The 18328-nt window shown below is 39.5% G+C and carries 13 protein-coding genes; 7 read left to right on the top strand and 6 right to left on the bottom strand.

The window, feature by feature from the left end; translation table 11 throughout:
* Window positions 1-116 precede the first annotated feature (116 nt).
* Window positions 117-659: a hypothetical protein gene (locus tag JN11_RS09610; protein WP_144912038.1), complete on the top strand. Its 543-nt coding sequence runs from the start codon at window positions 117-119 to the stop codon at window positions 657-659.
* 34 nt (window positions 660-693) lie between these two features.
* Here JN11_RS09610 and JN11_RS09605 read toward each other — a convergent pair whose 3' ends face one another.
* Window positions 694-1017, bottom strand: coding sequence for a phosphoribosylpyrophosphate synthetase (locus JN11_RS09605; protein WP_144912036.1), 324 nt, complete (start codon window positions 1015-1017; stop codon window positions 694-696).
* A gap of 318 nt (window positions 1018-1335) precedes the next feature.
* Here JN11_RS09605 and JN11_RS09600 point away from each other — a divergent pair, with 318 nt between their 5' ends.
* The gene (locus tag JN11_RS09600) at window positions 1336-2835 is read left to right on the top strand and encodes a YXWGXW repeat-containing protein (RefSeq protein WP_211360715.1); all 1500 of its coding nucleotides are present in this window, start codon (window positions 1336-1338) and stop codon (window positions 2833-2835) included.
* Between the two features lie 68 nt (window positions 2836-2903).
* Here the strand turns inward: JN11_RS09600 and JN11_RS09595 are convergent, their stop codons facing one another.
* Both JN11_RS09595 and clpB read right to left on the bottom strand, forming a co-directional pair.
* On the bottom strand, window positions 2904-3518 hold the full coding sequence (locus JN11_RS09595; RefSeq protein ID WP_144912034.1) for a GNAT family N-acetyltransferase: 615 nt from the start codon (window positions 3516-3518) through the stop codon (window positions 2904-2906).
* A gap of 140 nt (window positions 3519-3658) precedes the next feature.
* Window positions 3659-6277 carry an ATP-dependent chaperone ClpB gene (gene clpB / locus JN11_RS09590; RefSeq protein WP_144912032.1) on the bottom strand — a complete coding sequence of 873 codons (2619 nt, stop codon included), beginning with the start codon at window positions 6275-6277 and terminating at the stop codon, window positions 3659-3661.
* Window positions 6278-6542: 265 nt separating this feature from the next.
* Between clpB and JN11_RS09585 the strand changes: the two genes are divergently transcribed.
* Window positions 6543-7874: a sensor histidine kinase gene (locus JN11_RS09585; protein ID WP_144912030.1), complete on the top strand. Its 1332-nt coding sequence runs from the start codon at window positions 6543-6545 to the stop codon at window positions 7872-7874.
* Window positions 7875-7921: 47 nt separating this feature from the next.
* Complete coding sequence (locus JN11_RS09580; protein WP_144912028.1) at window positions 7922-8731, top strand: nitrilase-related carbon-nitrogen hydrolase; 810 nt, start codon at window positions 7922-7924, stop codon at window positions 8729-8731.
* On the opposite strand, the gene JN11_RS09575 is transcribed toward JN11_RS09580, so the two are convergent.
* Window positions 8719-9942 carry an aminotransferase class V-fold PLP-dependent enzyme gene (locus tag JN11_RS09575; RefSeq protein WP_144912026.1) on the bottom strand — a complete coding sequence of 408 codons (1224 nt, stop codon included), beginning with the start codon at window positions 9940-9942 and terminating at the stop codon, window positions 8719-8721. The two genes, JN11_RS09580 and JN11_RS09575, sit on opposite strands and share 13 nt — an antisense overlap.
* A gap of 16 nt (window positions 9943-9958) precedes the next feature.
* Window positions 9959-10417: a GNAT family N-acetyltransferase gene (locus tag JN11_RS09570; protein WP_144912024.1), complete on the bottom strand. Its 459-nt coding sequence runs from the start codon at window positions 10415-10417 to the stop codon at window positions 9959-9961.
* A 90-nt stretch (window positions 10418-10507) separates the two neighbouring features.
* On the opposite strand from JN11_RS09570, the gene JN11_RS09565 reads away from it, so the two are divergent.
* Both JN11_RS09565 and JN11_RS09560 read left to right on the top strand, forming a co-directional pair.
* Window positions 10508-11953: an aminotransferase-like domain-containing protein gene (locus tag JN11_RS09565; RefSeq protein WP_144912022.1), complete on the top strand. Its 1446-nt coding sequence runs from the start codon at window positions 10508-10510 to the stop codon at window positions 11951-11953.
* 66 nt (window positions 11954-12019) lie between these two features.
* Window positions 12020-13417, top strand: coding sequence for a glycoside hydrolase family 28 protein (locus JN11_RS09560; RefSeq protein WP_144912020.1), 1398 nt, complete (start codon window positions 12020-12022; stop codon window positions 13415-13417).
* Between the two features lie 6 nt (window positions 13418-13423).
* Here JN11_RS09560 and JN11_RS09555 read toward each other — a convergent pair whose 3' ends face one another.
* Complete coding sequence (locus JN11_RS09555; RefSeq protein ID WP_144912018.1) at window positions 13424-16261, bottom strand: glycoside hydrolase family 26 protein; 2838 nt, start codon at window positions 16259-16261, stop codon at window positions 13424-13426.
* Window positions 16262-16457: 196 nt separating this feature from the next.
* Here JN11_RS09555 and hscA point away from each other — a divergent pair, with 196 nt between their 5' ends.
* Window positions 16458-18314 carry a Fe-S protein assembly chaperone HscA gene (gene hscA, locus JN11_RS09550; protein ID WP_144912016.1) on the top strand — a complete coding sequence of 619 codons (1857 nt, stop codon included), beginning with the start codon at window positions 16458-16460 and terminating at the stop codon, window positions 18312-18314.
* Window positions 18315-18328: the final 14 nt, after the last annotated feature.

Below are 18328 nucleotides of genomic sequence, written 5' to 3'. Positions count from 1 at the left end.
GCAAAGGTAGAATTTTTGTTGATAGAGAATACCACTTGAGTATTTGTTGGCCTTAAAATTTGAAAATGAATAAATTATAACTTTCAGAGTATAATATTGAATTTAGCATATCCATTATGGACAATTTGCTTGAACAAATATCTGATACTATCGGCAAAACCAAAGTTTTGGAACTGAGCCGTATTTTAAAAGAAGAGCAATTTGATTTGCACAACCTGATAGAGCTTACTTTTCATCCGGATAAAAACATCGCTTTTCGTGCTGCATGGATCCTGGAAAATGTTTTTCTGCAGCATCCGGAGCGATACGGAAATGAGCTGGAATATTTCGTATCACGTATAAAAGATGTTAAACACGCCAGTTGCAAAAGGCACTACGCTAAAATTATGATGCATATTACGGAGGCGAAAGTTGCTATCTCCATAAAAAACAAACTCGCCGGACTGGATATGGAACCTGTAGTTGAACAATGTTTTGACTGGATGATTGACCCCAAAGTTAAAGTGGCAGTGAAATGCTTTGCCTCAGAAACCTTATTCAATTTAAGGTATCGTTACCCCTGGATAAAAGAAGAATTAGCCAACCAGATCAAATTTTTGATGCGTAACGGTTCTGCCGGAATCCAATCAAGGGGCAAAAAGATATTAGCACAACTCTAACGTTTATAAATTAACAACATAAATGCACCTTGGGTTATTTCAAATGATCATTAACCTGGTAATGATGCAACTTGGCCAAAATTGCTGATTTACTATTATTGGCATAAGTGCCGAAAGCATTTACTAGTATCCCTTTCAATTTATATTTCGGAGAATTAACTGCATAAATAATAGACATATCATCCGGATTGCTGGCACCTTCGAAGCGGTAAAACTCATCAATCTCGAAATCGTCAGCAGTCATTTTGATTTTCTTTTCTTTATCGTCAACAGTATCACCTTCAAGACTAAGATTCTCTGTGTATCCTCTTTTCATAAGATCATTGGTGGCTTCAACCAGGTTATTATAGGTTTGCATGGCAATTTTTATTTGAGTAATATCTTACTTAACCCTAAAACAGACGGCTTGTTTGCAGTGCATTTAAAATAGATGGGCTGTACATAAATAAACATATGTTATAATTAAGTTACATACATCCGGCAACCAATATAAATGAACAAAACGTATAACATGTAAATGATAATTTGCATTATTCAGGAACGGTATTATATTTAAAGCTTCAAATTAAATGAGCAAAAACAGATGTATACCCATCTTAATTCATTGATTTTGAACCAACAAACACTTTTAAATCCGCCTGTTTATTTGCCTTAATTAATCAAGATTTGTTAAAACATGAAACATTTTACTTTTATTTTAATGCTTGTACTGGGCTTAACAACCATGGTACGTGCGCAAAACAACGTCCCGGACAGGCATCCTGAAGCAAGCATTTTTGCTATTGACTACCAAACCGGACAGGAAACCCCGGCTATGAGTGATGCAGCAATTATGTTTAAAGATGCATTTATTGACCTGGTACTAAATACCAATATAGGCAGGATGCCATCAAGAATGACACCTGGCCGTAGAAGCGTGGTAATTTCGCAAGCCGATCCGCAAACAAATGGAAACGCTTATCAACTTACCTACGAAAGCAAATATTACACGCAAACTATTCCCATCTATACATTTTTGTATAATGTTGATCAGAACACTTTGTATTTCTACAATCCCAATACACAAAACTGGGACCCTCAACTAATACAAGGGTACAATGTAAATAACCTGAACAATTGTTTGACATATGGTAAGTTTAATACCCCACCTCCTGTTCAGGCTGCACCTCCGGTACCTGCTGGTATGAATCAGGGTACACCTGCAAACGATGCTGCAGTTGACAATACTGCTCCGGTTGATACAAATTTATCTGTTGAAGCAGCGCCACCTCCATTACCAGATTATGAGCAGCCTGAGTGCCCGCAAGACGGATACCTGTGGCAGCCGGGATTCTGGTCATATAGCCCGCAAAGAAATGATTACTATTGGGTACCTGGTGTATGGGTAGCTCCACCAAGTCCAGGCCTTTTATGGACACCTCCATACTGGGGGTTTGTAGGCCATTTTTATGTTTACCATTCTGGATATTGGGGAAATAGTATTGGCTTTTACGGCGGTATAAATTACGGTTGTGGCTACGGTGGCGTTGGTTACGGTGGCGGGGAATGGCGTGAAGGTCATTTCCGTTATAATACTGCAGTTGTTAGGGTAAATGTGACTATTGTACATAACACTTATGTCGACAGAACCGTAATTGTTAATGAAGGCCCCAGAAACCGTTACAGCTTTAACGGCAACGGAGGTGTAGTAGCCCGGCCAACACCACACGAAATGGAAGCGATGCACGAGCGCCATGTTATGGCAACTCCTGAACAGATCAGAAATCAACAGGTAGCACGTGAAGATAAGAACCAGTTCAGAAGTGGTGGTAAACCAAACTTTGCAGCAGAAAGAGCACCGGAAAGAGGTCCGGTTAATACCGGAAGACCTGCACCAAATGGAGTTCAAAATAACAATGCAAGGCCAGCTGCTCCAGTGGCTTCTAATAATACTCCTGGCGCCTCCAATACGGCAAGACCAGGCGCATCTAATACGCCTGGTACATCAGCCAGGCCAGGCGGATCAAACGCGGCAGCTACAACAAATAGTCCAGGTGTACCAAGAGGACCTGGTGTTTCAAACGCTCCTGCCGTGCCAAAAGGACCTGGTAATGCAGGAAACGGAAACAACAATAACAAATCAAGACAGAAACCTACAAAGCAGGTAAAACAATCATCTGACAAAAAATCGAAATAAAACAGATTAAATAGAAAGCGGCTGCCTGTGTAAATGGGCAGCCGTTTTAGTTTAGGGTAAAGCCCCAATTACACCAACTTTATGTGAGATAAGGATTTATTCGCTTTCTGTATAATTGCAGTTACTTCAACGCTATCACTAATTTCGGTAATGTTTTTTGGATCAGGCGGATTGATGGCATGTTCGCCCAGGTCAAGCTGAAACCAGGCAACATCATGCCATTTATTGAATTTGTAGCCCACATTTTTATAAGTCCCTATCAGATAAAAGCCCATCGATTTATGAAATTCTTCACTTTTAATATTAGGCACCGTTATACCTGCATAAATATTTATAATATTTTGAAGCTTCAAAATATCAAACAAAGCTTTGTACAATATCCGTGCAAGTCCAAGACGATGAAAACCCTCAGATAAGTACACCGTACACTCTGCAGACCATTGGTAAGCAGTTCGCGCTCTGTGTTTGCTGCTATAAACGTACCCTATAATTTCATTATTATACTCACAAACCAACCATGGGTATTCTTTACTTATGGTACTGATCCTTTCAGCAAATTCACTCACCAAAGGCACTTCGTATTCGAAAGATATAACAGCGTCAGTAATATATGGAGCATAGATAGCTAATACCCCTTGGGTATCTTCAGGTTTAATCAGGCGAATGGAAAAAATATTGTTCATTATATGAGATGATGAACACTAAAATAACAACTTTTGATAGTATTATAATATCAATAAAGAAGCCGTCGCAAATTTTATTTTGAGGCGGCTTCCTGCTGTAATATATATTGTGTAGTTATTTTCCTTAATACCCAACCTGTTTATTTAACAGATTGCTCCTCCACATTATTTTCATTTAAAAACACAAACTGATTGTCGAACATATCCAGTTTAATCTTGCTGTCTCTGTCTACTTTTCCTGCCAATATTTGTTTTGACAATTCGTTCAGTATCTTCTTCTGGATAACGCGTTTCAATGGTCTTGCTCCAAACTGAGGGTCATAACCTAGTTGTGCCAGCCAATCCAATGCTTCTTCTGACGCTTCAATGGTTACACCCATTTCTGCCAAAGTTTGCTGAACCTGTTTAAACTGCAATTTCACAATCTCTGTAATTTCATCACGGCTCAGCGGTGTAAACATAATGATCTCGTCAATCCTGTTCAAAAACTCCGGACGAATGGTTGCCCTTAACAAATCAAACAATTGATTCTTAGTTTTAGCGATCACTTCATCCTTATCACTATCATCAAAATCCTGGAAGTTTTCCTGAATAATGTTGGAACCGATGTTGGATGTCATGATAATGATAGTGTTTTTAAAGTTCACCAATCTGCCTTTATTATCAGTTAAACGTCCATCATCCAAAACCTGTAACAGGATATTAAACACATCCGGATGCGCTTTCTCAATCTCATCCAGCAATATTACACTGTATGGTTTGCGGCGTACAGCCTCGGTTAATTGGCCGCCTTCATCATAGCCTACATAGCCCGGAGGCGCTCCAATTAATCTGGATACTGCGTGGCGCTCCTGGTACTCTGACATATCTATTCTCACCATCGCACTTTCATCGTTAAACAGGTACTCAGCCAAAGCTTTGGCCAATTCTGTTTTACCCACGCCTGTTGTTCCTAAAAATATGAACGAACCAATAGGTTTGCGTTTATCCTGCAAACCAGCACGGCTACGGCGGATAGCGTCACTTATAGCTTCTATCGCTTCCTCCTGCCCTGCTACACGTTTATGCAGTTCTTCTTCCAGGTGCAGCAATTTCTCACGCTCACTCTGGATCATTTTTGAAACCGGGATGCCTGTCCAGCGTGAAACTACCCCTGCAATATCATCGGCAGTGACTTCTTCCTTCAGCATGCGGCTATCGCTCTGATTTTCAAGCAAGTCAGCTTTCAACTGTTCAACTTCCTGCTGGGCTTTTACTATGGTGCCATAGCGTAACTCGGCTACTTTACCATAGTCACCGGCACGTTCCGCCTGTTCTGCTTCCTGTTTATAGTTTTCAATCTGCTCAACTTTCAGGTTAATGCCATCAACAATATCTTTTTCACCCTGCCATTTAGCACGTAAAGAATCGCGATCAGCAGAAAGATTAGCAATTTCTACACTTAGTTCTTTTACCTTTTTATCATCCTTTTCACGTTTAATGGCTTCGCGCTCAATTTCCAATTGCATAATACGGCGTTCCAATTCGTCGACAGCTTCGGGAACAGAATCCATTTCCAAACGTAATTTAGAAGCAGCCTCATCCATCAGGTCAATTGCTTTATCTGGTAAAAAACGGTCTGAAATATAGCGTTGTGACATTTCAACAGCGGCAATAATTGCTTCGTCTTTAATCCTCACCTTGTGGTGGGTTTCATAACGTTCCTTTAAACCACGTAAAATGGAAATAGCATCGGCTGTATCAGGTTCATCCACCAGCACCATCTGGAAACGACGTTCCAGCGCTTTATCCTTCTCAATGTATTTTTGATATTCGTTTAATGTGGTTGCACCAATAGCTCTTAATTCGCCACGAGCTAAAGCCGGTTTCAATATATTAGCTGCATCCATGGCACCTTCACCACCTCCTGCACCTACCAGCGTATGGATCTCATCAATAAACATAATGATTTCACCATCAGCCTGGGTAACTTCTTTTATAACAGCTTTTAAACGTTCCTCAAACTCGCCCTTATATTTGGCACCAGCTATTAGGGCTCCCATATCTAACGAATAAACGGTTTTTGATTTGAGGCTTTCTGGAACATCGCCTTTTATAATACGGAAAGCGATACCTTCTGCAATAGCAGTTTTACCAACCCCTGGTTCGCCAACAAGTATTGGGTTATTCTTAGTACGACGCGATAATATTTGTATCACACGCCTAATCTCTTCATCCCTGCCTATAACCGGGTCCAATTTGCCTGATTCGGCATATTCATTCAGATTACGTGCATATTTATTTAAAGCATTATAAGTAGCTTCGGCGTTTTGATCTGTAACTTTATTATCACCCCTTAAACTTACAATAGCCTTTTTAAGGTCTTTTTCGTTTACACCGTAATCTTTTAACGCTGTGCTGGTTTTATCATTTACTGATAAAATTCCCAATAAAATATGCTCAACAGATACAAACTCATCCTTAAACTCTTTTAAATATGACTGTGCCTTTTGTAAGGCTGAGTTGGAACCTGATGATAAATAAACATTACTGCCGCTAACTTTAGGAAACGAACCAATCTGCTGATCAAGTGTTTCATTAAGGCGGTTAATATTTACGTTTAATTTTTTTAATAAGTAGGAAATAACATTTTCATCAACCAATAACAAACCTTTTAACAGATGCGCTGTTTCAATAGCTTGTTGCTGGTTGCCCGTTGCTATTTCGGAAGCCTTTTGTACGGCTTCCTGTGCTTTTATGGTAAAATTGTTAAAATTCATAGTTTTTGTTTTTGAAGACTGGTTAAGGGATGCTTTGTTGAATCAAAATATTTATATAAAACATTACATTTAATTCACTCAATCATCCGCTCAACTTAATCCGTCTAAGCCGATCAAATCCCCTGCCAGTGCATCAATACTGTTAAATTGTCTCTTAAAATTTTACCGGTCGGTTAATTTGTCATTGACTATTATTGTGATAATTACATTTAACAATTAGTAAATAATCCCTATTTTTGGGTTCCTATGTAATTCTTATACACCCTTGGATAAACGCTTTTTTAAATATTTGCCAGGTAAGTATAAAGCTGCCTACCGCCACTACTATACGGGCCAAAACCTGCTATCGGTGCGAATAGCTAGTGTCATTTTTTTAATTTTAAATTCAATTATCAGGCTGCTTTATTTTGTTTTTCCGTTGAGCCTCACCAAAGCCGAAAACTTTCCCGAATTTAATGTAACCAATTGGGTGTTTATTGCAGGCAGTTTTATCTACTATCTTTCAAGTAACGTTCTGATAGATAGCTTTAGAAAAACAAAGAGATCAACTGCCATAATGTCGTTTTTTGTTTTTTCGTTTTCTCTGTACCTCATCTCTTGTGGTATGTACTCCAGTTTTATCGCTACTTCAGATCCGCGCAATGCACTTACTTTGTACCTTATAGCATTAATTATTGTAAGTATCCTGTTTGTTTTTGAATATTTTGAAACTATTATCCTGATGATTGCAGCCGAATTGCTGTTTACTTCATTACTTATACATAATCATGCATTTGACACGGAAATGCTTTATAACCAGTTAATTTCATTTATCTTACTGGGTGGTTTTTATTTGGTATCAAGGTATTTTTTTACCTACAAGGCTAATTATTACATGCAATTGATAGAGATAAGGAAAAAAAACGCTGAAATTGAACGGGGGAGTGAATTTAAAAGCCAGTTGCTTGGCTTGGTAGCGCATGACTTACGTAACCCAATAGCTGCAGTTGAATCTATAGCGATGATGATGGAAATGGACGAAATTGACGAGGATACACAAGAAAACTTAGATCTGATAAAGACATCATGTGGTAAAGCACGTAGTATTATTGATGAATTACTGGAGTCGGCCCGTAACGAAAACATTGTTGAACTCGTCACCAAAAAAACGGAAATAAATAAGTTTTTAATTGATATTGCCAATATTTGGAAAATTCAAAAAGATACCAAAAATATTGAATTGATAAGCAGGGCCAGCCCAGCTTATGCCATGATAAATATGGAAAAATTTCAACGGGTACTGGATAACCTGATTGGGAATGCACTAAAATTTTCGAAACCTAATACTAAGGTGGATGTTATTTTGAGCAAAAACAAGAAACATGTTGTTATTGAAGTAAAGGATAAAGGTATCGGTATCCCAAAAGAAAAATTGCCTATTATTTTTGATCCATTTACTAAAGCAGGAAGACCGGGTCTTAACGGTGAACAATCCACCGGACTTGGTTTGAGCATTGTGAAACAGATTGTTGAAAAGCACAAAGGCAAAATTGAAGTTGAAAGTAATGAGGGCGAAGGATCAATTTTCAGAATACTTTTACCAGAGATTGAAAGTTAGTAATTAGAGATTAGCTTTGCTTAGGTCTATTTTAAAATAATCTTTATATGCTTAACATCAGTCTTGTACAGTTCACACCGGTTTGGGGCAATGTTGCTTTGAATTTACAGCAAATAGCTCATTTGTTAAAAGATGTACAGACAGATATTATTGTGCTGCCCGAACTGAGTACAACCGGATACTCATTCATAACCCGCGAAGAAACTATAACTGCTGCGGAAGATTTCAACGGACAAAGTATAGCTTTTTTTAAACAATTGGCAAAAGATCACCAAGCTATGGTAGTTGCCGGGTTTGTAGAGAAAAGTGCAGGTAACGTATACAATGCTGCTTTAATAGCTCTCCCTAATGGTGAAGTGAAGTCATACCGCAAAACCCATTTATTTTTCCGCGAAAAAGGATGTTTTAATGAAGGAGATTCAGGCTTTTTTGTAGTTGAACACCCTTTAAAAGATTGCAAAGTGGGCATTATGGTTTGTAACGACTGGCGCTACCCTGAAGCTGCGCGCAGCCTGGCGCTGTTAGGCGCCGACGTGATTGCCTGTCCATCCAACCTTGTTTCGGACGTATGGCGCATAGGTTTGCCAGCCCGTGCACTCGAAAACAAGGTATTTGTTGCTGTAACCAATCGCTGCGGAACAGAAACCCGCCAACTTGAAGATGGAAGCACCCAAACTCTTACCTTTACCGGCGGATCCGTATTATACAACTTTACCGGTGAACCTATTGAACAAGCTAATAAAACGGAAGAACGGGTCATCACACTTGAAATTGATCCTTTATTAACACGCGACAAACATTTTAATGAGTTTAACGACTTGTTGAACGACAGGCGGCCTGCATATTATTTAGGGTAAACTTCGGAGGCTACCGTTTTTAATAACAGGGTAAGCTCATTGCACATCAACAATATTTCCTCTTCGGTATTATAGTAATGTACCGATGCCCTTACCACACTTGTTAAATGGTATTTGTCCATGTAAATTAATGTTGATTGGGCGAGGCCGACGGATACATTAATCTGCTTTTCCGCCAGTTTATTTTTTATGGCCACTGCTTCAAACCCGCTTACTGAGAAAGTGACGATACCGCATTGCTGATCGCCTATATCATGAACCGTTACACCATCAATATTATTTAAGTGCCTGCGCATTAATATTGCCAGCTGTTGAACGCGGTGCCATATCCTGTCGACCCCGATATTGAGTGCATATTCCACTGCTTTGCCCAGACCCAACGTAATCGCTCTGTTCTTTTCATACAATTCAAATCTGCGCGCGTCGTCCTTTAGCTTAAACTCATCCTGACTCACAGATTTGACAGCAAAACCATCAATAAAGCTGAGTTTTATTTTATCCAAAATGTGTTTTCTGACATATAAAAAGCCGGTGCCTCTTGGAGCACGCAAGTATTTACGTCCGGTTACTGAAAGCATATCGCAATCAATCTCTTTTACGTCTACCGGCACCTGCCCTACGCTTTGACAGGCATCAACCAGGTATAAGATGTTATGTTTTCGCGCTATTTTACCAATTTCAACAACAGGCATCACCCCACCTGTGGTAGAAGCGATATGGGTTACAGCAATCAGTTTTGTTTTGGCCGATATCGCTTCTACCAGAGTTTTCAAATCAAAATTACCTTGTTCATCGTTATAAACAATTCTTGTTTTAATACCACGTGTTTTTTCGGCATTTAAAAAACCAATTATATTGGTTACATATTCCATTTCCGAAATAATCACCTCATCTCCAGGTTTAAATTCTATCCCATTAAATGCTATTCCCCAGGCGGAGCTGGCATTTTCTACAAGGGCAATTTCATCTTTATCAGCATTTATTAACCGGGCAATAAGGCTGTAGGTATTGTTTAGCTGTTCTTTATATTTAGCTTCGGTTTCGTATCCGCCATAAATAGCTTCTTCCTTTAAATAGTTAACAACGGTATCCACCACAACATCCGGCGGCAACGATGATCCTGCATTGTTAAAATGAATACGCTGAGTGGTTCCCCTTGTTTCGGCCCTGTACTGTTGTACTTCCTGGTCGGTAATTGATTTGATTTGCATTTCTGGTTAATTGATGTTAGAAATTAATTTCCATCATAATATCGGCCCTGCCATAAGTACCCTGTTCAACGGGTATTTCTGTAAAACCCAATTTATGATAAATGTGAATGGCATTTTTCAATATCCGGTTGGAAAAAAGGATAAGCTTTTGTATACCCATTTCATGCGCTTTGTCTATTCCAGCCTGACATAAAAACTGACCGGCACCAGTACCTCTGTATGATTTATCCACCGCCATTTTGGTTAACTCAAAAACGCCCTCCTCAATAAATCGCAAAGCAACAGTACCCACCACCTTATCGCCCGATGTTAAAAAGTATATTTTTCCACCGTTTTTTATAATGGCCTCTTCCGGTTGCTCCAGTACCCACTTATCAAGAGGTTCAACAGTAAAATATTCTTCCAGCCATTGTTTGTTAAACTTCTCAAAATAGGGCTGATATTCTGGCCGGTAATCAATTATTTGCAACTCCATATTTATTTATTTTCTATCAACACAAAATTAAAGCATTAGTGAATAGCAAAACAGATACAGAATCGTTAATTTTGACCATAACAGATTATTATGGAAAATTTATCCGGCATTGCAGAAGAGGAGTTCCTTTACTCCAAAATAGTTTCACGCATTGAAAATCAAATTAAGCAGAATCTGCTTAATTCAGGTGATAAATTGCCTTCTGTAAGATATTTGAGTACACAACAGGGTATAAGTATCAGTACAGCTTATAAAGCCTATGTTGAGTTGGAAAACATGGGACTCATAGAAGCGCGTCCAAAATCGGGCTATTACATTAAATATCTACCTTCCAGGTTTTCAAAAACGCCTACGGTAAAACCTCCGTTAAAAAAGATTGAAGAGGTTAGCGTTAAAGAAATGATTTCCATGGTTTATAGAAACATGACGGAAGAGAGTGTGCTACGGTTGTCTCGTTCCTCTCCATCTTTAAACTTGATACCATTGGCTCGGCTCAACAAGTCAATGATGGAAGCCATTCGCAAAAGCCCTAGTGGAAATGTGAACTATGAGTTTTTACAGGGGAATTTATCCTTGCGCAAACAGGTTGCTAAAAACGCTTTTAACTGGGGTGGACAAATCACCGAAAACGATGTGGTAACTACCCAAGGCTGCCAGGAGGCTTTGGTGTTTTGCCTGCGGGCTATAACCAAGCCGGGGGATACAGTAGCTATTGAAAGTCCTACCTATTTCGGGATATTTAATGTAATGTTGAGCCTAGACCTCAAGGTATTGGAAATCCCGGTTGATCCGGAAAGCGGTATCGACATTGATTATTTAGAACAAGCGATGAATAAGGTAGATATAAAAGCGTGCCTGTTTGTAACCAATTTCAGCAACCCGGTTGGCAGTTGTATGCCTGATGACAGAAAACAACAACTGGTTAACTTAATTACTGAAAGAAAGATACCTTTAATTGAGGATGATATTTATGGTGAGATTTATTTTGGCAAAAGCCGCCCCCGTACCTGTAAAAGTTTCGATACTGAAGGCTGGGTAATGTTATGTTCGTCGGTCTCCAAATCGCTGGCACCGGGCTACCGGGTGGGTTGGTGCATACCAGGTAGGTTTAAAGAGCAGATTATCGACCTAAAAATGATGCATACGGTGAGTTCAGCCACTCCTACCCAGGCGGCTATTGGCCACTTTTTTGAAACGGGCAGATACGACTTACACATGCGCAATTTACGCCGGGAATTGAACACCCAATGTATAAAATACACACAGGCAATTGCCAGTTATTTCCCGGAAAACACCAAAATAAGTCGCCCTCAGGGTGGTTATGCCCTTTGGATAGAACTAGACAAAAGCATTAATGCCTTTGAGCTTTACCAAGTGGCTATGGGACAAAACATTAGCATAGCACCTGGTCAAATTTTTAGTACTGATGCCCGATTCACCAATTTTATCCGCATCAGCTTTGGCATCAGTTTTAGCGATATAATTGAACAAAGCCTTAAAACTTTGGGCGAACTGATAAAAAATATGATTAAGTAATGTATATCCCTTGTTACAACATTTGGACGAATACATATTCCTTATATCTTTAGTCAATTTTCCATTATGAACCAGTTTTACCTTAATTTAAAAAAGGCCTTTTTTGTACTAACCTCGCTTTTGGTTTCGTTCATCTCGTTTGCACAGCAAAAAGTGAGCACCCCTGTTGGCGATATTCTCCTAAACATAAAAGTACCTGAGTTTAAAAAGGCGACATACGACATTACCATTTTTGGCGCCATTGCCAACGGAAAGACAGATACGAAAGCAGTATTTGATAAAGTGATTAATCAATGCAGTGTGGAAGGTGGCGGAGAAGTAATTGTACCGAAAGGCACCTTTTTTATTGCCGGGGCCATCGTTTTAAAGAGCCATGTGAACCTTCATTTTGAAGATGGCGCCGAGCTTATTTTTTCGGCAGATGACAAAGATTATTTGCCTGCTGTATTAACTTTATGGGAAGGCACCGAATTATTTAATTATTCACCGCTTTTTTATGCTTATCAATGTTCAGACATTGCTATTACCGGCAACGGAAAAATAAATGGATCGGCCAGTAAAAACTTTGCCAAATGGCGCCCGCAACGCTCGGAAGAACAAAATAAATTAAGACAAATGGGACATGACGGCACCCCTGTTTATGAAAGGGTATTCGGCGCCGGATCATATTTACCACCCGATATGATCCAATTTTTTGGTTGTAAAAATGTATTGGTAGATGGTATCAGTATTATTGATGCCCCCTATTGGGTAATTCATCCGGTGCTTTGCAATAATGTAACCGTACAAAATGTAACCATTAACAGCATGAACCTGAATAACGATGGCTGTGATCCGGAAGCATGTACCAACGTTTTAATTCAACATTGCAATTTTACCACGGGCGACGATGGCATTGCCATTAAAGCTGGTCGCGACCAAGATGGCTGGCGCATTGGCCAACCAACGGAAAACTTAGTAGTGCGAGATTGTATTTTTAATTCTAAAACTAACGGGCTTTGCATTGGCAGCGAAATGTCTGCAGGGGTGCGGAATATTTATATGTATAACATTAAAATAAAAAAATGCCTGAGTGCCATTTACTTTAAATCAAATTTGGATCGTGGAGGATTTATAGAAGATATTCATGTAAGCGACGTGCAATGTGATAGCACCCTCTCGGCATTTATCCGCTTTGAAAATAACTATCATGGCTCGCGCGGTGGACATTATCCTACGCGCTTTAATAATTTTATTATTCAGAATGTGAGCTGCAATTATTCAGGCGAAGCAGGAATTTATGCCGTTGGTGTTAAGGGAAACCCGCTAAAAAACATCAGCCTAAAAAAAGTAACTATTAAAAGTACGCCTAAAGACCAGGTTGTTGATAATGCCGAACACCTAACTTATGAAGATGTTGAAGTTAACGGCACAAAATTATTAAAGCCAGTAGAAACTGGCCCAATTATGTTACGTACAGATTGAGCTATTCTAAAATACCGTAACCGGAACGATGATCTCGAAGCGGCTACGCCCTGTGCCTCCAAAAATATCCGGATCAAGCAAATAGCTATATCTGAAACCGAAGGATACTGCTCCCTCATTAAATAATTGCCCATCGAAGTATATCTCTGCTCCGGCAGAGCGGAAGGTGGCTTTGAATTTGCTGCCATCACTATAAAAATCGTTAGCATAAGTATCGTCGTAGAAAGCGTTGCCGCGGATTCTGAATAGATAAAAGGCATTACCAAACCCTGCATCGGGATAAGCTATTGGGAAATGATAATTGGCACCAAATTTATTCATGTTATATAAATTTTCTGCAGTGTAACCTCTCGAAAATGGAAAATCATTCGAAAAATCAATAACACTATTTTTGTTTTTTTGCTGATAGGCCAAATTGATAACCAGGTTATTATTGATGGCAAAACCCGGGAAATAAAACGACCCGTTTGCAAGGAACTGGTCGGCATTTATGCCGCTTATGGCAGTTTTATAATTCAGCATAATAGTTTGCCCAAAACGCGGGAATATATTTTGCCTTGCCTGCTGAATATTATTACTAAAGCTGATATAATCATTACTATAGGCATAATTCTGATTAGCGAAGACATTACGGAAGGGCTGCTGAAACATACTTTGCGTATAATATATGTCGCTCCCGATTTGTAAACCTGTTAAGTTTTTCCCGCTACTTAAATTAAACGGCAGTTCGAACCCGCCGTGCAGATCGGTTTCATTCCAATAAACATTATAGCCTTTGTAATAACTTCGTCTGTCAATAGTATAGTCGGCCCCGGCAGATAAGTAAGGGAATAAAGCGCCATAAACTGCATCAAAACCGAGCTGTTTATAACCTTCATCTCGATTATAGGTAAAAGAGAGTGCCGATTGCAAAGTATTCAGCACATTTTCGCCTTGCAGGCTTAGCGTATAATTAGGATCATTAAAATTGGGGACGAGGCTATGAAAATTGAAAAGATGATGCGATTTATGGTATTTAGTAATGGGTAATGAATCATTTTTTACTGAAGCCAGCAAATCGGTTGAGCTATCCCTTTTTAAGACGCTGATACCAAAATCATATAATGAGTTTCTTACCTCTAACGAATCAACTGCTTGCCATTGCAGTTTTGTTTTATCTGCTTCGTTAACCTGGTATCCAAAGGCGGTAAGGCCAACCCAAGCAAATTTATTATTGCTGATAGCCGCCTCGTAGTTCCCCACAGAATAATTGACGTTATAGTTATTCAATTCTAATAGCTTATGACCAATAAGGCTTAAAGCGAAGATACGGTCGTCTTTTCCTAATGTTGCTGAAAAATAAACCGTATCGTTTTTCACCATGGGGAAGGCTATAGGTTGATAAGAAAATGGCAGCAGATATTGATTTTTTCCGGTTTTTATGTCGATTAAATCCAGTGACATCTGGCCCTTAGGCGTGCGTATGGCAGCAATCAGCTTATCGTTTCCATAAAACTTTGGATAGGTATAAAACAGGTTTTCCTTGTTAGAAACAATGCCAATCAGTTTACCGTCAGCAGCGTTTAGCAAATGAACCTCACATTTACCGTTAGTCCCCTCTTTAACCGTTACAATTGTTTTTCCATCGGGACTAAAATCGGGCGAGAAATATTTAGTGTTTTTGGTAAGCCTGTGCTCTTTACCTGTTTTTACATCGAGCACCATCAATTCGCTATAATCGCGATAGTTCCAGCGTAAGTCCGGGCGGTAAGCCGCGTAAACAATTTTACCATCGCTATATGCGAAATAAGTATCCAGCGAAACCGAACGAACACTGATCTTTTTTTCATATGCTCCGTTTTTTTGTACAAATACCGGGATATGATTATATGTACTCTTCATGTAAATAACGGTGCTGTCATTTACATAGGCAGGATATTCCCGGTCGGCAATAAAATGCTGATGGGGCTTAATTGGCGGTCTATTAACGGATTGATTCCCTGACAGCGTGGAATCAAATTGTTTTTTATAGAAGTTCAGTCCATCATTTTTAAACTGTGTAAAATCTTTGCCCGAATAATCTTTTATCGCTTTTTGAAAAGGATAAAAAACACCTTTGTAAGCGGCGGCATCGTGGGTTACTTTTTTCCAGAAATCGTCGCCATAGGTATTTCTTCCGTATGATACCAGCATATAGCCCAGAGGGTACCAATCGGGCGTATAATCCCGTAAAGAGCCATTACGGATCTTCATGTAGCTATAATCCTGGTCATCTACCCATAAAGCACGGAAGCCGTTAAAGAAATATGGAAGCCGTCCTCTGCCCTGTTCGCTTACATGCGTTTCATTAAAAACAGCATCGCCCTCAAAAAACCAATTGGGAATGGCAGCATCGTTACCTAAGGCCTGCCCGCCCTCGCCAAAAAACACTTTTAATACATGTGAAAATCCCACGTTGAAATTATTATATTGCTGTACGTGCCTGAACTCGTGTATGGCCAATTGCTCCGGCCACGAAAGGCTGCCTATCTCAAAACTGTTTTGCTCGGGCGTTAAGTAAAATTCACTTCTGAAAGGCGCCAAACCCACATAGGCATTGGCTATGGTAGTCTGATTTTGTAATAAAATACTGATTTGCCTTTGTTTAAAACCGATAGTCGGCTGTATGGCTTTGTTCATTTGCCTTACAATATTGGCTACTCGTAACCCTGCAGAATCCAAACCGACCGGAAATATCACCTTGGCAGCTGGCATATTGATCTGTTCCCATTTAATGGATGGAGGGTTACCGCCAAACTCCTGGGCCAAGGTGTTTGTGGCTGATACAATAACTAATAATAAGGTAAAAAGTAAGGGGTATTTCATCAGATGTGAAAGTAAAGACAAAATATTAAATGTGTGAACCAGATTATAAAGAATTCTTTTGCCTATAAACGTAAAAATCCGCACTAAAATTTTCGGCACGTAAAATTCGGGCATAATACAATTTCTAAAATCAAAAACACTGATATGACACAGCATCTTGTAAAACTTCCTACATTTGCCCGTTGTTATACATATCATGGCTAAAGTTTCTATCAACCTGGCAACAGGTTCTATACAAAAGGAAGAATTAATTGTAGGTATTGACCTTGGAACTACCAATTCCCTAGTGGCTTTTATCAACCCTGATAAAAACCCACAGGTTATTAATGATACCGGCAAGGGCGTTTTGGTGCCGTCTGTTGTACATTTTGGCCCAACAGGAGATATTACCGTTGGTAATGAGGCTAAAGACTATTTAATAACCGATCCGCAAAACACTGTTTTCTCGGTAAAGCGTCTGTTGGGTCGTTCTTATAAAGACATCGAGAATTATAAAGACTTTTTTTCTTATAAAGTTATTGATGATGATAGCGAAAGCCTGGTAAAAATAAAAGTTGGTGACAAATTTTATACGCCAATAGAACTATCCGGCCTGATATTAAAAGAATTAAAAGTACGTGCCGAACATGCTTTAAAAACGCCTGTTAACCGCGCGGTTATTACCGTTCCCGCCTATTTTAACGATTCACAGCGCCAGGCTACCCGAGATGCAGGTAAGCTTGCAGGACTAGATGTTTTACGTATTGTAAACGAGCCTACCGCAGCGAGTCTGGCTTATGGCATCGGTTTAAATCCGGAAGAAACAAAGACAATTGCGGTTTACGACTTGGGCGGCGGTACATTCGATGTTTCGATACTACAGATCCAAAACGGCATTTTTGAGGTTTTATCAACCAATGGCAATACCTTTTTAGGAGGTGATGATTTTGACAGCGCCATTGTTGACTACTGGATAGAGAAAAACCAACTAAACAAAGCTGACCTTATTGCCGATAATAAACTAGCCCAGCGACTGCGTTTAAAGGCTGAAGAAGCAAAAAAGGCATTTGCACATCAAAGTCTTTTTAACGAAAAAATAGGCGATATATGGTATACTATAGATCGTAATACTTTTAACGAGCTAATATTACCCAAAGTACAGGAAACCATTACCTGTTGCCAGAATGCTTTAAAAGATGCCAAACTGGAAATCGGCCAGATCGATGAAGTGATTATGGTTGGCGGCTCAACTCGTACGGCATTGGTTAAAAAAATGGTAGCTGAGTTTTTCGGACGCCCTGTACATGATGAAGTAAATCCAGATGAAGTAGTTGCTCTTGGTGCAGCTATACAAGCCGATGTTTTAGCCGGTAACCGTTCCGATATTTTACTACTTGATGTTACTCCCCTCTCGCTTGGAATTGAAACCATGGGTGGTTTAATGGATGTAATTATCCCGCGTAATTCAAAAATACCCACCAAAGCCGGAAGACAGTACACAACTTCTATTGATGGGCAGGTAAATATGAAAATTGCCGTGTACCAGGGTGAGCGTGATCTGATTAAAGAAAACCGTAAACTGGCTGAATTTGATTTGAAAGGTATCCCTTCTATGCCTGCTGGCTTCCCAAAAGTGGATATTAACTTTCTGTTAAACGCAGATGGCATTTTAAAAATTCAGGCCATTGAGCTTCGCTCCGGTGTGAAACAAGAGGTAGAAGTAAAACCCACCTACGGCATAACAGACGACCAGGTTGAACAAATGCTGATGGACAGTATTACCCATGCTAAAGATGATGTAGCACAGCGAATGCTGATTGAAGCCCGCACAGAAGGTGAACAAATGACATATACAGTTGAGAACTTTATAAAAAAGTACAGCAACTTTTTATCGATAACTGAAATAAGCGAAACAACCCAATACGTCCAAAAGTTAAAAGATGCGTTAACCAGCGGCGACAAAGATTTGATTCACAAATCAATTGATGAGCTGAATGAGTTTACCCGTCCGTTTGCTGAACGCTTGATGGATGAAGCTATAAGCACTGCAATGAAGGGAAAAAGTATTGAATAGATAATTAGAACAAA

This window comes from Mucilaginibacter frigoritolerans (assembly GCF_007830615.1).
Lineage (GTDB): Bacteria > Bacteroidota > Bacteroidia > Sphingobacteriales > Sphingobacteriaceae > Mucilaginibacter > Mucilaginibacter frigoritolerans.
The sequence above is the reverse complement of the archived record's forward strand: the minus strand, read 5'-3'. Positions and strand labels throughout refer to the sequence as shown.

Bases quoted from the DNA above. Each gene is read 5' to 3' on its own strand.
- JN11_RS09560 (WP_144912020.1), top strand. From the start codon at position 12,020: ATGAACCAGTTTTACCTTAATTTAAAAAAGGCCTTTTTTGTACTAACC.
- JN11_RS09580 (WP_144912028.1), top strand. From the start codon at position 7,922: ATGCTTAACATCAGTCTTGTACAGTTCACACCGGTTTGGGGCAATGTT.
- JN11_RS09555 (WP_144912018.1), bottom strand. From the start codon at position 16,261: ATGAAATACCCCTTACTTTTTACCTTATTATTAGTTATTGTATCAGCC.
- JN11_RS09575 (WP_144912026.1), bottom strand. From the start codon at position 9,942: ATGCAAATCAAATCAATTACCGACCAGGAAGTACAACAGTACAGGGCC.
- JN11_RS09605 (WP_144912036.1), bottom strand. From the start codon at position 1,017: ATGCAAACCTATAATAACCTGGTTGAAGCCACCAATGATCTTATGAAA.
- hscA (WP_144912016.1), top strand. From the start codon at position 16,458: ATGGCTAAAGTTTCTATCAACCTGGCAACAGGTTCTATACAAAAGGAA.
- JN11_RS09600 (WP_211360715.1), top strand. From the start codon at position 1,336: ATGAAACATTTTACTTTTATTTTAATGCTTGTACTGGGCTTAACAACC.
- JN11_RS09570 (WP_144912024.1), bottom strand. From the start codon at position 10,417: ATGGAGTTGCAAATAATTGATTACCGGCCAGAATATCAGCCCTATTTT.
- JN11_RS09610 (WP_144912038.1), top strand. From the start codon at position 117: ATGGACAATTTGCTTGAACAAATATCTGATACTATCGGCAAAACCAAA.
- JN11_RS09595 (WP_144912034.1), bottom strand. From the start codon at position 3,518: ATGAACAATATTTTTTCCATTCGCCTGATTAAACCTGAAGATACCCAA.
- clpB (WP_144912032.1), bottom strand. From the start codon at position 6,277: ATGAATTTTAACAATTTTACCATAAAAGCACAGGAAGCCGTACAAAAG.
- JN11_RS09565 (WP_144912022.1), top strand. From the start codon at position 10,508: ATGGAAAATTTATCCGGCATTGCAGAAGAGGAGTTCCTTTACTCCAAA.